Consider the following 14591-nt stretch of genomic DNA (forward strand, 5'->3'; position numbering starts at 1 on the left):
CACATATTCATCGATTCCCGGAGAAACCATGACACTGCCCCGTTTCCTGCAAATCCACACCCTGCACAACTACCCAGCGGCCCTGCTCAACCGCGACGACGCAGGCCTCGCCAAGCGCCTGCCCTACGGTGACAAGGTGCGCACGCGCATTTCCTCGCAATGCCTCAAGCGCCACTGGCGTGTGGCCGATGACACCTTTGCATTGAGTCGACTGGAGGTGCCGATGGCCGTGCGTTCGCGTGAGACGCCCCGACTCATCCGCGACAAGCTGATCAAGGCTGGTGTGGATGAACCACTGGCGCAACTGGTCGTGGAGGGCCTGCGTGCAGCAGGACTGCTCGACAAGGCCAAGGACCTCAAGGGCAAGGATGCACTGGAGACGGGCCAGGCAGTACTGCTGGGCTACGCCGAGATCGAGTATTTGGTTCAGCGATGTGCAGCGCTGGCTGTCGAGCACGGCGAAGAGAAGGAGCTCAAGACAGCCATTGCCCGCTTCCTCAAGGAGGAGAAGAAGAACATCGAAGCCTTGCGTTTGGGAAGTGGCCTGGAGTCGGCGCTTTTCGGCCGTATGGTCACATCCGATGTGCTGGCCAGCCGCGAGGCGGCCGTCTACGTGGCCCATGCATTCACCGTGCACGAGGCACAGGTCGAGAACGATTACTTCACCGTGGTGGACGACCTGCTCAAGGAAGCGGGCGAAACCGGCTCGGCCGGCATCTTCGACACCGAGTTGGCCAGTGGCCTGTATTACGGCTACGTGGTCATCGACGTACCGCAACTCGTGGCCAACCTGGAAGGCGTCGCCATCCAGGATTGGAGCAAGGCCACGGCCGAACAGCGTGCCCTGGCCGGCCGCGTGGTGCAGCACCTGCTGCACCTGATTGCCACAGTGAGTCCCGGAGCCAAGCGCGGTTCAACGGCTCCCTTTGCCTGGGCCAAGTTCATGTTGGTCGAGGCGGGTGACTGGCAGCCTCGCAGCCTGGCAGGTGCTTTCCAGAATGCGCTGCCATGCAACCAGCCCGCTTTGCGCAAAATGGCCGTGCAGAGCCTGTCTGACGAAATCGCACAGTTGGATGCGGCCTATGGGGCCCCCCTGTCGCGCCGCTATCTGTCCGTGGACGATGTGCAGGTTCCTGGCGCTGAGCGGCTGCCTTTGGCGGCGTTGGCACAATGGGCGCAGGACATCGTCACGCGCGCGGAGGCTTGAAATGGTTCGCCATCTGATGCTGCGCCTTGCATCGCCGCTGATTGCATTTGGCGGCGAGACCATCGACAACCATGGTGTCATCCGTGATTTTCCTGCGCTGTCGATGCTGACTGGACTGATCGCCAATGCGCTGGGCTGGGACCGAGGGCAGGATCAGTTGCACAACCGCCTGCAGCAGCGGCTGCGCATGGGGACGGTGCTGCAACCCATGGTCCTGCGTGGCGGAACAGTCGAGGCACGGCGACTCGTGGACTTCCAGACCGCAGAATTGGGCGCTGCCGACAGGGGCTGGACCACTTGGGGCCAGCCGGAGGAGCGTCGCGGCGGGATCGGCTCGTATGCCGGTCCACACCTGCGCTATCGGCACTACCACGCCGAACTGACGGCCTGGGTCGCATTGCACCTGGACCCCGCCGACGAGGCACCAACGCTGGAGCAGGTTGCTGCAGCGCTGGATCGGCCGGTGCGTCCCCTGTTCATCGGTCGCAAGCCCTGTTTGCCCACGGGACGCCTCGTCGCAGGCTGGCAGGATGCAGAGCATGTGCTGGGGGCCTTGCAAGCCTGGACACAACACTTGCCAGCCCATGGAGCGGGTTGGCGTGCGCAGTGGCCCGACGGCCAGGGCAGCCTGCCAGTGGATCGCCGCAGCGACCTGTGCGATGAGCGCAACTGGACCAGCGGACTGCACGGTGGCTGGCGGCCGGTGCGGGAAGGGCTGCTGCAGGCGAGGGGAGCAGCATGAGCGAACCGTCTCTGTACCTGCTGCACACGCAGCCCGATGTGCGGTTGCTGGCTGCCTGGGTGGCGCGCTACCACGCACGCCATGAATGGCAACCCTCGGATCTTGGGGATGCCCTGCATGGCCTGCTGCGCGCAGCCTTCGGGGAGGCTGCGCCGCAACCCTTTCGTTACCTGGACGAACGCCAGGGTCTGCTGGCCTACACCGCGCTGAATGCCGATGCCATGCGCGCACAGGTGGCGCTGGCCGATCCTCTGGCCGCGCAGACCCTGGGGTTGGGTGCCAATGGTCAGCATGATGGCTACCGCCTGCGGCCCTTTCCGACCCAATGGGCACCGGGGCAGATGTTGGGGTTCGAGGTGCGCGTGCGTCCCACGGTACGAGCTGACAAGGGGGAGCGGGACGCCTTCTTGCATGCGGTGGAGCGAGCGAACGGCGCACCTTTGCAGCGCGAGGCAGTGTACGTGCAATGGTTGCGCGAGCACTTGGCGCTGCGCGAGGGAACTGCGCGTGAAGACTGGCAGGGAGCTGTCGAGCTGATGGACGATGTGCACCTCGCAGGCTTCCAGCGGCAGCAGGTGGTGCGGCGTACCCAGGCTGTGGGCAGCGCGCTGCGGCGTGGGTGCGTGATCGACGGACCGGATGCGCTGCTCAAGGGGCATCTGCGCGTGCGCGATTCCGCCGCCTTTGCGAAACTGCTGACCCGTGGCGTCGGAAGGCACCGTGCATTCGGCTTTGGCATGCTGTTGCTGAGCCGGGCGAATTGAGGAGCGGGGGTGCTCAAGGGCAGACTGGGGCTGGAAAGAACGCGCATCCCGCATGCGGATCGTCACGGTCTGCTGTGGCTGTCGCGTGGAGAGCTGTGCGTGATCGACGGGTGCCTCCATTTTCTGCGTGGGCGTGATAGTCCGACGCCTGGCATCGACCAGATCCCCCATCAGGCCGTGTCCATGATCCTGCTCGGGCCAGGCAGCAGTGTGACGCATGATGCGCTGCGCCTCTTGGCACGCCACGGCACACTGCTTGCCGCTGTGGGCGAGGATGGCGTGCGCAGCTACACGGCGCCGCCACTATTGCCAGACCGTTCCGATGTGGCGCGGCGCCAAGCAGAGCTGTGGGGCAACCCGCGCCGGCGCATGAGCGTGGCGCGCCATATGTACGCCCTGCGACTGGGCGAGGTACTGCCTCACCACGACCTGGATACGCTGCGCGGCATCGAAGGTTCGCGCGTCAAGAATTTCTACAAGCTGATGGCCGAAAAGCACGGCATCCAGTGGAAAGGCCGAAACTACGACCGAGCACATCCCGATGCGGCCGATCTGCCGAATCAGGCCATCAACCATGCGGCAACGGCGGTACAGGCGGCTGCAGCCATCGCAGTGCAGTCTTTGGCAGCATTGCCACCATTGGGCTTCATCCACGAGGACTCGGGCCAGTCCTTTGTGCTGGACATCGCCGACCTGTTCCGCGACACGATCACCATGCAGATCGCGTTCACCGCAGCCAAGCGTGCACAACAGGTGGATGAGACAGTGGATCGGCTGGTGCGGCGCGAGGCTGCAGCGGTGTTTCGCAAGCAGCAGGTGATTGGCAGCATGATTGACAGCATCAAGACCGTGCTGCGCATGGACGAGTTGGAAAGCGAGGTGAAGAGTGGCACTGATGATGATTGTGATCCGCGACGTACCTGACCGGTTTCACGGCTTCCTGTCATCCGTGATGCTGGAGGTCTCGCCCAACGTATTTGTGTCGCCGCATATGAATCCCGGTGTACGTGCGCGCGTGTGGGAAGTAATGAGCGACTGGCACGGGCATGAGAGGCAAGGCAGTCTGGTGATGGTGTGGCGCGACTTGAATGCCACCGGCGGAGTCGGCATCGCCAATCTGGGCGATCCACCCCGAGAATTGGTAGAGATGGATGGCATGTGGCTGGTCAGGCGACGCCTGACCATGTCTTGAAACGCTCATTAAAATTTCGGATGAGGTGAGAGATTTTCTCTTTTTTCACGTAAGGTTATGAAGGAGAGGTTGCCCCGCACACGCGGGGATAGGCCCTGGTATGCCGCGCCGAAGATGTGAAAGACGACGGTTGCCCCGCACACGCGGGGATAGGCCCATAAGCCAGAGCAAGAAGAAGCAGCCAAGGACGGTTGCCCCGCACACGCGGGGATAGGCCCCGTCTGGAGAAACTGGAATATTCAAGACAGGAGGTTGCCCCGCACACGCGGGGATAGGCCCCTTCAGGATGGATTCAAAGACCCAGCAGGCACGGTTGCCCCGCACACGCGGGGATAGGCCCTTGGCCGCCAGACTGTGAGGATTGCCCGTCTGGGTTGCCCCGCACACGCGGGGATAGGCCGTAGTAGCGCGTCACGTCACACACAATGCGCACGGTTGCCCCGCACACGCGGGGATAGGCCCTACGTCGGCATCGCGCAGAAAGTCAAGCTCCCGGTTGCCCCGCACACGCGGGGATAGGCCCTTGTCCGACTTCTCGCGCTTGCCCACGTAGCAGGTTGCCCCGCACACGCGGGGATAGGCCCTCCATTGGAAAAATGGTGCGACATTGCACCGGGGTTGCCCCGCACACGCGGGGATAGGCCCTTCATGGAAACCTCTTCTCAAACGTCCCCCGCGGTTGCCCCGCACACGCGGGGATAGGCCTTCGTCACAGTCGTGGTAGTGGTACACGAATTCGGTTGCCCCGCACACGCGGGGATAGGCCCCGCTGGAATTTCGCCAAGACCTCTGGCGTAAGGGTTGCCCCGCACACGCGGGGATAGGCCCCAAGGGTGAGTCGAAGAAGGGGGCCAAAACCAGGTTGCCCCGCACACGCGGGGATAGGCCCGAGGAGAACCCACTATGAAGATGCAAGTGATCGGTTGCCCCGCACACGCGGGGATAGGCCCCCTTCAGACTCTGCCCCATACACAATAACGACGGTTGCCCCGCACACGCGGGGATAGGCCCCCCCAAGATTGGAAAAGAATTCAAGGCAGAAGGGTTGCCCCGCACACGCGGGGATAGGCCGTAAGGCGTCTCCGCGAAGGGATTCCCCGGCAGGGTTGCCCCGCACACGCGGGGATAGGCCCCGCAGGCTTGTGGAGAGGATCGCGACGGATTCGGTTGCCCCGCACACGCGGGGATAGGCCCCCGCATCCCCGAGAATGTCGGCCTTGCGGCAGGGTTGCCCCGCACACGCGGGGATAGGCCCAACACCGCATTGGTTGCCAGAATACACATTAGGGTTGCCCCGCACACGCGGGGATAGGCCCTGGCGGCGGCTGACGCTCTGCACGATGTAGCGGGTTGCCCCGCACACGCGGGGATAGGCCCCCTGACGCGGCGATTGCCGAGTGCGTGGGTGCGGTTGCCCCGCACACGCGGGGATAGGCCCATCACCGTGTAGTGCACTCCCTGCCACCACAGGGTTGCCCCGCACACGCGGGGATAGGCCCGTGCGCCGGCAAGTGTGCTGGATCAGAGTTCCGGTTGCCCCGCACACGCGGGGATAGGCCCCACTTGAGGACGGCTGTATACGTCCTCCGCAGGGTTGCCCCGCACACGCGGGGATAGGCCCATGAAAGGCGCTGGTATCTGCGCCCAGGTCGTGGTTGCCCCGCACACGCGGGGATAGGCCCTTGGTCTGATACCCCAGCACTGCCGGCACATAGGTTGCCCCGCACACGCGGGGATAGGCCCTGCTTGCCCTTGTCGCGGCCCTCGGTCTGAACGGTTGCCCCGCACACGCGGGGATAGGCCCATCTTCGACCGCGAAAGCGTCAAGCGCGGCGTGGTTGCCCCGCACACGCGGGGATAGGCCGCAGGTCCACAAAGAAGGCACACGCCTTGCGGAGGTTGCCCCGCACACGCGGGGATAGGCCCGCGCCGCCGTGCTGAATTCATCGCCCGCGATCGGTTGCCCCGCACACGCGGGGATAGGCCCCCAGCCTGCACATGCGCTACGCGCTCGAACGGGGTTGCCCCGCACACGCGGGGATAGGCCCGTTTCGTGGGGCACAGATTCTTCTGGTAACCCGGTTGCCCCGCACACGCGGGGATAGGCCGCAGAGCGCGATGTGGCTCCCCTGGTCGGCGAAGGTTGCCCCGCACACGCGGGGATAGGCCCCTCTCCGCTGCTGCGGTGTCCGGTGCTGTCCTGGTTGCCCCGCACACGCGGGGATAGGCCCCTACATTTTTCCAGGTGCTGTCCGGAATAATGGGTTGCCCCGCACACGCGGGGATAGGCCCCCCTGAGTAGTCATTGTCGTGATTTGCTGTCCGGTTGCCCCGCACACGCGGGGATAGGCCGCCTGCGACCAACATTCACAGGGTCGGCAGAAGGGTTGCCCCGCACACGCGGGATAGGCCCGCCTCCCCCGAGATCCTGTACTTCCAGACCAAGGTTGCCCCGCACACGCGGGGATAGGCCCTTCCATGCGCTCGGGCACGATCCACCGGCTGCGGTTGCCCCGCACACGCGGGGATAGGCCCGGCCACGCGCACATCGCCGCATCCCTCTCGTGGGTTGCCCCGCACACGCGGGGATAGGCCCGGCACGGATGTGAAAGCGATTACCCTGCTGGGGGTTGCCCCGCACACGCGGGGATAGGCCCACGCCCAAAAAGAAAGGCCCCAAGTCCGCCAAGGTTGCCCCGCACACGCGGGGATAGGCCCGCAGCTTGTCATCCTGTACCCCCACTTCTGCAGGTTGCCCCGCACACGCGGGGATAGGCCGAGGAGCCGATTTCCCCTTCCTTGAGCCGCTGCGGTTGCCCCGCACACGCGGGGATAGGCCCGCACATGATGCGCGTCAACCCTGACATGTACGGGTTGCCCCGCACACGCGGGGATAGGCCCCAGACCGACATTCAGCGCGATAGCGACACTCCGGTTGCCCCGCACACGCGGGGATAGGCCCGGAAATCCGATCACCCTCACCGTGCTGGGCAAGGTTGCCCCGCACACGCGGGGATAGGCCCTCCGGCGATGAAACAGGCTTACGAAGGCGTGAGGTTGCCCCGCACACGCGGGGATAGGCCCTGCCGCTTTGATCTACATCCCCCGCGCAATCGGGTTGCCCCGCACACGCGGGGATAGGCCCTCCGCAATCTCGGCAAGCGTGGGCTGCACTGAGGTTGCCCCGCACACGCGGGGATAGGCCCATGTCCAGCACGCCGGCCCCTGCCTCCGGAAAGGTTGCCCCGCACACGCGGGGATAGGCCCTCCGGCGATGAAACAGGCTTACGAAGGCGTGAGGTTGCCCCGCACACGCGGGGATAGGCCCAATCCGACGCCGGGCCGCTGGTACCTGCGGCAGGTTGCCCCGCACACGCGGGGATAGGCCCTGCAGCGTGCTGCACTGGGTGCTTCGAATCCAGGTTGCCCCGCACACGCGGGGATAGGCCCCAGGTGGGCTTCGGCATCATGTCTGCCTATCAGGTTGCCCCGCACACATGGGGATATAGGCCCTGCTCAAGCGCACTGGTCTTCATGCGATCCATGTCCACGGCACCAAAGTGGGCTTCATCCTGCTGCTCCGCCCCGAAGTGCACATCACCGGCATGCGCTTTTTTCCACCAGGAAAGGTCTTCTCGGTTAGAATTTTCTTGCGCCCCCGTTGTAGGGCGGCCTGCCCGGGGAATTGGACCCCGGCGCGCCGCAACACATCGGGGGCGTTTTTCGTGTCCACGTACAGCAGGCCAGCTGCTGGCTGCGAGGTATCCAGGAGCTGGGATATTGCCATTTGTCTTGGCATATACCGTCATCAACAAGCTCTCCGCAGGCACAGCTGGTGCTGGCTTGGAGCCAACGGGATTCGAATTCGGCTCCACGACCAACATCACAGGATGCACAATTAGCGTTTCCGTAGCGGTTGCCCCGCCCGCGCGGGGATGGGCTTGTCAGCCTCACTCCACCGTCACGCTCTTGGCCAGGTTGCGGGGTTTGTCGACGTCGGTGCCTTTGGCGCAGGCGGTGTGGTAGGCCAGGAGCTGCAGGGGGACGACGTGGAGGATGGGGCTCAGGGGGCCGTAGTGTTCGGGCATGCGGATGGCGTGGATGCCTTCCTCGCTGTGGATGTTGCTGTCGGCATCGGCGAGGACGTAGAGTTCGCCGCCACGGGCGCGCACTTCCTGCATGTTGCTCTTGAGCTTGTCGATGAGTTCGTCGTTGGGGGCAACGACGACCACGGGCATGTCCTTGGTGACGAGGGCGAGAGGGCCGTGCTTGAGTTCGCCGGCGGGGTAGGCTTCTGCGTGGATGTAGCTGATTTCCTTGAGCTTGAGGGCGCCTTCCAGTGCGATGGGGTAGTGCAGGCCGCGGCCGAGGAAGAGGGCGTTGTCCTTCTTGGCAAAGGTTTCGGACCACTGGATGATCTGCGGCTCCAGCGCGAGCACGGCCTGCAGGGCCATGGGCAGGTGGCGCATGTGCTGGAGGTAGTCTTCCTGGTGGGCGTCGTCGACGGTGCCCTTGACGCGTCCGAGTGCCACGGTGAGCAGGAACAGGCCGGCGAGCTGGGTGGTGAAGGCCTTGGTGGAGGCGACTCCGATCTCGACGCCGGCGCGGGTGATGTAGGCCAGCTGGCATTCGCGCACCATGGCGCTGGTGGCGACGTTGCAGATGGTGAGGGTGTGGGGCATGCCCAGGTGCTGGGCGTGGCGCAGGGCGGCGAGGGTGTCGGCGGTTTCGCCGCTCTGGCTGATGGTGACCACGAGCGTGCGCGGATCGGGGACGCTGGTGCGGTAGCGGTATTCGCTGGCGATTTCGACGTCGCAGGGCACGTGGGCGATGGCTTCGAGCCAGTACTTGGCGGTGCAGCCGCTGTAGTAGCTGGTGCCGCAGGCAAGGATGAGCACGCGGTCGATTTCGGTGAAGACGGTGCGTGCGTCCTTGCCGAAGAGTTCGGGCACGATGGCCTGTACGCCTTCGAGGGTGTCGCCCAGGGCGCGGGGCTGCTCGAAGATTTCCTTCTGCATGAAGTGGCGGTAGGGGCCCAGCTCGGCCGCGCCGCTGTGGGCGTGCACGGTCTTGACGGGGCGGTCCTGCGGGCCGAGGCGCTGGCCGGCGTTTTCGATCCAGTACTTGCCGATCTGCAGGTCGACCACATCGCCTTCTTCGAGGTAGATGATCTGGTCGGTGACGCCTGCCAGGGCCATGGCGTCGCTGGCGAGGTAGTGGGCGCCGTCCTGCCCCACGCCCATGATGAGGGGGGAGCCCGCACGGCCGCCGATGACGCGGTGCGGCTCGTCGCGGCACATCACCGCCACGGCATAGGCGCCGTGCAGCTGGGCCAGGGCGGCCTGCACGGCGGCAAAGAGATCGCCGGTGTAGAGGGAGTCCACCAGGTGCGCGATGACTTCGGTGTCGGTCTGGCTGGCGAACTGGTAGCCCTTGGCCTGAAGCTGCTGGCGCAGGAGCTCGTAGTTCTCGATGATGCCGTTGTGCACCACGGCGATGTGGCCGGGGCGCTGCTCCGGGTTGGCGGGCGGCACGCCGGGGCCGTAGCTGAAGTGTGGGTGTGCGTTGTAGACGGCAGGGGCGCCGTGGGTGGCCCAGCGGGTATGGGCGATGCCGGTGTGACCGGTGAGATGCTCGTGCTCGACCTGCGTGGCCAGCTCGGCCACGCGCGACGTGCTGCGGGCGCGCTGCAGGCCCTGGTTCCAGACGGCGACGCCGCAGGAGTCATAGCCCCGGTATTCGAGGCGCTGCAGGCCCTGCACCAGGAGGGGAACGACGTTGGAGGTGGCGACTGCGCCGACGATACCGCACATGGAAATGCTCCCGAAAGGAGAGAAAAAAGGAGAGGGGCAGGGGGCGAGGCCCCCAGGGCAGGAACGGGAACGGGCTCCACAGGCTGTGCACCTCCGCTGTCTTGGCATCATACGGGGAGGTGGTGGAAATGAAATTTCAAAAACAAAGACTGTGTGGAATAATAAATTTCATGGTGCATTGCGAAAAATAATATTTCACATGAGTCGATGTTTATGAGCTTTTATTGCCATGCCTGAAGCAAATGATTTCCATGCGGTGCTCGATGCCGTGGACTGGCGCCTGCTGCGTCAGTTGCAGGCCGATGCCAGCCTGACCAACCAGGCGCTGGCCGAGCGCTGTCACCTTTCGGCACCCACCTGCCTGCGGCGGGTGCGGCGTCTGCATGAGCTGGGGCTCGTGGAGCGCACGGTGGCCATTCTGGATGGCGATGCGCTGCGCGCGCAGGGGGTGCCGAGTCTCACCGCCGTGGTGGAGGTGACTCTGGACGTGCAGGCCGAGGAGCAGCAGCGGGCGTTCGAGGCGCGGGCGGTGGCCGATGCGGCGGTGCAGCAGTGCTACCGCACCTCGCCGGGGCCGGATTTTGTGCTCATTCTGACCGTGGCGGACATGCCGGCCTTTGCCGAGGCCAGTGCCCGGCTTTTCACGGCCGATGCCAATGTGCGCAACGTGCGGGCCTTCTTCAGCCTGCGTCGGGCCAAGTTCACGGTGGAGCTGCCCCTGGGCGATGGGGGGGCTGCCCAGGGGTGAGGCGGAAGACGCAGGAGCCGGTGCGGTTGCGCTATGCTGGAACCTATTGATGCGGGGGCAACAGGCACCATGTATCAAAAAGATGAATGACTTCCGGCTGCAGGGTCTCCGTGCAGCCGGCCCCAGGAGATGCAGCCCTCATGAAATTCAAGGACTACTACGAAGTGCTCGGCGTGGACAAGAGCGCCACCGCCGACGAGATCAAGAAGGCCTACCGCAAGCTGGCCCGCAAATACCATCCGGACGTGAGCAAGGAGCCCGATGCCGCGCAGCGCATGGCGGAGGTCAACGAGGCCAATACCGTGCTGTCCGACCCCGAAAAACGGGCCGCCTACGACAAGCTGGGTGCCGACTATGCGCAGGGCATGGGGGCAGGCGGCGCAGGGGGCAACGGCAACTACCAGCCGCCGCCCAACTGGGACGCCGGATTCGACTTCCACGGAGGCGAGGGCTTCGGTGGGGGCGATGCGCAGGGCTACAGCGATTTCTTCGAGCAGCTCTTTGGCCGTGCTGCCCGTGCGCGTGGGGCGCAGGGCGGGGCACGGGGCAGCGCCGGTGCGCACCCCACCAGCATGCGCGGCGAGGACCAGCACGCCAGGATCGAGCTCGATCTGCAGGACGCCTACCAGGGCGCCGAGCGTACCCTCACCCTGCAGGGTGCGCGTGCCGATGCGCAGGGGCACATGGTGCCCGAGCAGCGCACGCTGCAGGTCAAGATTCCCAAGGGGGTGCGTGAAGGGCAGATGATCCGCCTGGCAGGGCAGGGGGGACCGGGGTTCAATGGGGGAGCGGCTGGCGATCTGCTGCTGCAGGTGGTCTTCAAGCCCGATGCGCGCTGGCGTGCCGAGGGACGCGACGTGTACCAGCGGGTGCGCGTGGCGCCCTGGGAGGCCGCCATCGGCGGGCCGGTGCAGGTCACCACGCCTGCCGGATCAACGGTCGAGGTGTCGGTGCCTGCGGGTTCCGGCGCCGGGCGCAAGCTCCGCCTCAAGGGGCGCGGGCTGCCGTCCAAAGAGCCGGGCGATCTGTACCTCGAACTCGAACCTGCGATTCCCGGGGCCGTCACGCCCGAGCAGCGCGCAGCTTGGGAGGCCTTGGCCAAGGCCTATCCCGGCTTCGATCCCCGCGTGGCCTGAGGGCCTGAACGAACAGGAAGTGCACAGACATGGCTGAAAATTCCCAAACCCTTCCCCCCGTGAGCGTGCCGGCCGATCTGACGGAACTGCTCTCCGACCATTCTCTGTCCCTGGAGGATCTGGCCCGGGCCTGCCGCCGCGCGCCCGAATGGGTGTCGTCCCATGTGCGCGAAGGCGTGCTGGCGGTCACCCAGACGGCAGACGACCCCGCCGTATCGGCCGAGGACTGCGGAAGCTGGCGGTTTTCCTCCTTTACCGTGGTTCGCGCACGCCGCATTGCCGATCTGGAACGCATGTTCGATGCCGATCCGCAGCTGGCAGCCCTGACTGTGGATCTCATGGAAGAAGTGGACGCCCTGCGGCGCCGGCTGGCGCCCTATCAGTGACAGTGAGCACCGTGTGAGCCCTCCCATGTGTTCTTCCGATGCATCTCCGAAAGCCATGGAGCCCTCTGCGACCTCGGGCGCGGGAGGTGGCGCTCCCGCCACGCCGCTCGTGGTGATGGGGCGGCGGCCTTCGATCAATGTGCGCAAGGTGCTCTGGACCTGTGCGCTCCTGGAGTGTGACTACACACTGGAGGAGTGGGGCACCGGGGATCTGCGCCTGCAGTCGGAGGCGTACCGCCAGATCAATCCCAATGGGCTGATTCCGGCCCTGCGCGACGGCGACCTGGTGCTCTGGGAGTCGAACACCATCTGCCGCTATCTGGCCGCCCGCCATGGACGTACCGACCTGCTGCCCACCGAGGCCGCCGCCCGGGCGCGGGTGGAGCAGTGGATGGACTGGCAGGTCGCCGAGCTGGCTCCGGCTTGGCGTTATGCCTTCATGGCGCTGGTCAAGCACAGCCCGGCGCATGCGAGCCCGTCGGCCCGCAAGGAGAGCGTGGCGCAGTGGAACCGGCTCATGGCCATTCTGGACGATGGACTGCGTCGCCACGGCCCCTATGCCGCCGGCGAGCACTTCACGCTGGCGGACGTGGTGCTGGGCCTGTCGACCCACCGCTGGCTGTCCACCCCCATGCCCCGGCCTGTGCTGCCGGCGGTGGAGGAGTACATGGCACGGCTGGCGCAGCAGCCTGGATTTGCCGACTGGGTCGCCAACGGCCAGCCGTGAGCCGCACGGCTGCCGTGTGAGCTCTGCACTGGCGGGGAGGCGGAGTCAGGGCTCCGCAGCAGGCTGCGTCGTGACAGGTGCAGCGCCTGTGCCTGCGGCATCTGTGGGCCAGGCCACCTGCCAGCGCGAGAGGGCGAAATAGGCCTGGATGTCTGCCATGTCGTACATCCATGCGTCGAAGGGATCGGCCATGTCCGGCGTGCGCGACACATACACCATGTAGTGCTCGCCGTCCGGGACCACCTGGACGTGACAGCCACATTCTTCCCCCGCCACGATGCGCCCCACGGCATGCAGATGCTGCGGGTCAAACGCCAGGGTGGTGGAGGCCGGGGAGGGTGCGGAAGCAGTGGGCATGGCTTGGAACGGAGCTGGGCAAGGGGCGGAAAGGCAAAGGCACGCCAGCGACATGGCAGGGAGCCACGCCGTGGGAGCGCGTCCGTTCAGGCGGGCTTCTTCTTGGCCGGGCGCTGGTAGCCCATTTTCTGGTGCAGCGGGCCCCGCACCACGGTGAGTGCGCCCGGCGGGGTGTCGCGGCCCACGGTGCTGCCGGCGCCCACGGTGCCGCCGGCACCGATGGTCACCGGAGCCACCAGCACGCTGTTGCTGCCGATGTGCACGTCGTGCTCGATGACCGTGCGGTGCTTGTTGGCGCCGTCGTAGTTGGCCGTGATGCTGCCCGCGCCGTAGTTGACGCGCTCGCCCACGGTGGCATCGCCCAGGTAGGCCAGGTGATTGGCCTTGGCGCCATCGGCGAGGGTGGAGTTCTTCACCTCGACGAAGTTGCCGATGTGCACCTCGCGGCCCAGCCGGGCACCGGGACGCAGGCGGGCAAAGGGGCCGATGAGGTCGCCCGCGCCGATTTCCACGCCGAGCTTTTCGCCGTCCACGTGGGTGAAGGGATGGATCACGGCATCGTCCGCGACGGTGCAGTTGGCCAGCACGCAGTGCGCACCGATGCGCACGCGGTTGCCCAGCGTGACGGTGCCCTCGAAGATGCAGTTGATGTCGATTTCCACGTCCTGCCCGCAGGTGAGCGCGCCGCGCACGTCGAGCCGGGCCGGGTCGCGCAGGCGCACGCCGGCCTGCATGAGGCGGTCGGCCGTGCGCTGCTGGAAGGCGCGTTCGATCGCCGCGAGCTGCTGCGGGCTGTTGACGCCAGCCACCTGCACGGCGTCGTCGATCTGGTGGGCGACCACCGGCACGCCGTCGGCCACGGCCAGACGTACCACGTCGGTGAGGTAGTACTCCTGCTGGGCATTGTGGTTGTCGATGCGGGTAAGCCAGTCCTTGAGCAGGCGGGCCGGCGCAGCCATGATGCCGCTGTAGATTTCCTGGGTGGCGAGTTCCTCCGGGGTGCCGTCCTTCTGCTCGACGATGCGGGTGACATGGCCCTGGGCATCGCGCAGGATGCGGCCGTAGCCAAAGGGGTCCTGCATGCGCAGCGTGAGCAGCGCGAGCCGCTCACCCGCGCAGGCCTGCACCAGCGCTTCGATGGTGGCGGCCTCGGTCAGGGGCACATCGCCGGAGAGCACCACCACGATGCCGTCATCGCCCAGCACCGGCACGGCCTGCTGCACGGCATGCGCGGTGCCGAGCTGCGGCATCTGGCGCACGAACAGGCGGCGGGGGCCGGTGGCGTCGGGGCGGGCCAGGGCTGCCTCGACCTGTTCGGCACCGTGGCCGGTGACCACCACCACCTGGCGGGCCTGCAGCTGCGCGGCCGTGTCGAGCACGTGCTGCACCAGCGGCTGGTGGGCGAGCTGCTGCAGGACCTTGGGGATGGCGCTTTTCATGCGCGTGCCCTTGCCGGCGGCCATGATGACGATGTCGAGGGGGGTGTTCATGGGAGGAGGGTCTCTCAGGGGAGAAGGGG

The 14591-nt window shown here is 66.1% G+C and carries 12 protein-coding genes and 2 CRISPR repeat arrays; of the genes, 9 read left to right on the forward strand and 3 right to left on the reverse strand.

The genetic code is table 11. The annotated features are described in order from the left end of the window. The first annotated feature begins 28 nt into the window (after positions 1 to 28). From cas7e to cas2e, 5 genes are read left to right on the forward strand one after another with little or no spacing between them, the layout of a single operon-like run. Positions 29 to 1207 (forward strand): type I-E CRISPR-associated protein Cas7/Cse4/CasC, encoded by a 1179-nt coding sequence (gene cas7e / locus ACP2WS_RS06390; RefSeq protein WP_426460018.1) that lies wholly within the window; start codon positions 29 to 31, stop codon positions 1205 to 1207. Between the two features lies 1 nt (position 1208). Then, a complete protein-coding gene (gene cas5e, locus ACP2WS_RS06395; RefSeq protein ID WP_426460019.1) occupies positions 1209 to 1949 on the forward strand; it encodes a type I-E CRISPR-associated protein Cas5/CasD in 741 nt (246 codons plus the stop codon). Next, positions 1946 to 2713 carry a type I-E CRISPR-associated protein Cas6/Cse3/CasE gene (locus tag ACP2WS_RS06400; protein WP_426460020.1) on the forward strand — a complete coding sequence of 256 codons (768 nt, stop codon included), beginning with the start codon at positions 1946 to 1948 and terminating at the stop codon, positions 2711 to 2713. The genes cas5e and ACP2WS_RS06400 overlap by 4 nt, the downstream gene beginning before the upstream one ends. A gap of 9 nt (positions 2714 to 2722) precedes the next feature. Next, entirely contained in the window at positions 2723 to 3637 is a 915-nt protein-coding gene (gene cas1e / locus ACP2WS_RS06405; protein WP_426460021.1) for a type I-E CRISPR-associated endonuclease Cas1e, read from the forward strand. Continuing rightward, positions 3609 to 3905, forward strand: coding sequence for a type I-E CRISPR-associated endoribonuclease Cas2e (gene cas2e / locus ACP2WS_RS06410; RefSeq protein ID WP_426460022.1), 297 nt, complete (start codon positions 3609 to 3611; stop codon positions 3903 to 3905). The genes cas1e and cas2e overlap by 29 nt, the downstream gene beginning before the upstream one ends. Positions 3906 to 3972: 67 nt before the next feature. Then, positions 3973 to 6259: a CRISPR direct-repeat array (repeat unit 29 nt; unit sequence GGTTGCCCCGCACACGCGGGGATAGGCCC). Between the two features lie 91 nt (positions 6260 to 6350). Further along, positions 6351 to 7355: direct repeats of the CRISPR family, unit length 29 nt; unit sequence GGTTGCCCCGCACACGCGGGGATAGGCCC. Positions 7356 to 7855: 500 nt separating this feature from the next. On the opposite strand, the gene glmS is transcribed toward cas2e, so the two are convergent. Beyond that, a complete protein-coding gene (gene glmS / locus ACP2WS_RS06415; protein WP_426460023.1) occupies positions 7856 to 9718 on the reverse strand; it encodes a glutamine--fructose-6-phosphate transaminase (isomerizing) in 1863 nt (620 codons plus the stop codon). 229 nt (positions 9719 to 9947) lie between these two features. On the opposite strand from glmS, the gene ACP2WS_RS06420 reads away from it, so the two are divergent. The 4 genes from ACP2WS_RS06420 (at position 9948) to ACP2WS_RS06435 (ending at position 12715) form a co-directional block, all read left to right on the forward strand. Beyond that, a complete protein-coding gene (locus ACP2WS_RS06420; RefSeq protein WP_426460025.1) occupies positions 9948 to 10466 on the forward strand; it encodes an Lrp/AsnC family transcriptional regulator in 519 nt (172 codons plus the stop codon). 140 nt (positions 10467 to 10606) lie between these two features. Next, a complete protein-coding gene (locus ACP2WS_RS06425) occupies positions 10607 to 11602 on the forward strand; it encodes a DnaJ C-terminal domain-containing protein (RefSeq protein ID WP_426460026.1) in 996 nt (331 codons plus the stop codon). Positions 11603 to 11631: 29 nt separating this feature from the next. Further along, positions 11632 to 11988: a chaperone modulator CbpM gene (locus ACP2WS_RS06430; protein WP_374493539.1), complete on the forward strand. Its 357-nt coding sequence runs from the start codon at positions 11632 to 11634 to the stop codon at positions 11986 to 11988. 55 nt (positions 11989 to 12043) lie between these two features. Beyond that, positions 12044 to 12715 (forward strand): glutathione S-transferase family protein, encoded by a 672-nt coding sequence (locus ACP2WS_RS06435; protein ID WP_374493599.1) that lies wholly within the window; start codon positions 12044 to 12046, stop codon positions 12713 to 12715. Between the two features lie 45 nt (positions 12716 to 12760). On the opposite strand, the gene ACP2WS_RS06440 is transcribed toward ACP2WS_RS06435, so the two are convergent. Both ACP2WS_RS06440 and glmU read right to left on the reverse strand, forming a co-directional pair. Further along, a complete protein-coding gene (locus tag ACP2WS_RS06440; RefSeq protein WP_426460028.1) occupies positions 12761 to 13072 on the reverse strand; it encodes a hypothetical protein in 312 nt (103 codons plus the stop codon). An 86-nt stretch (positions 13073 to 13158) separates the two neighbouring features. After that, complete coding sequence (gene glmU, locus ACP2WS_RS06445) at positions 13159 to 14562, reverse strand: bifunctional UDP-N-acetylglucosamine diphosphorylase/glucosamine-1-phosphate N-acetyltransferase GlmU (protein ID WP_426460030.1); 1404 nt, start codon at positions 14560 to 14562, stop codon at positions 13159 to 13161. Positions 14563 to 14591 lie beyond the last annotated feature (29 nt).

Origin of the sequence: Brachymonas moutaii (nom. illeg.) (assembly GCF_049977365.1) — a bacterium.
In the GTDB taxonomy this organism is placed as follows: domain Bacteria; phylum Pseudomonadota; class Gammaproteobacteria; order Burkholderiales; family Burkholderiaceae_C; genus Brachymonas.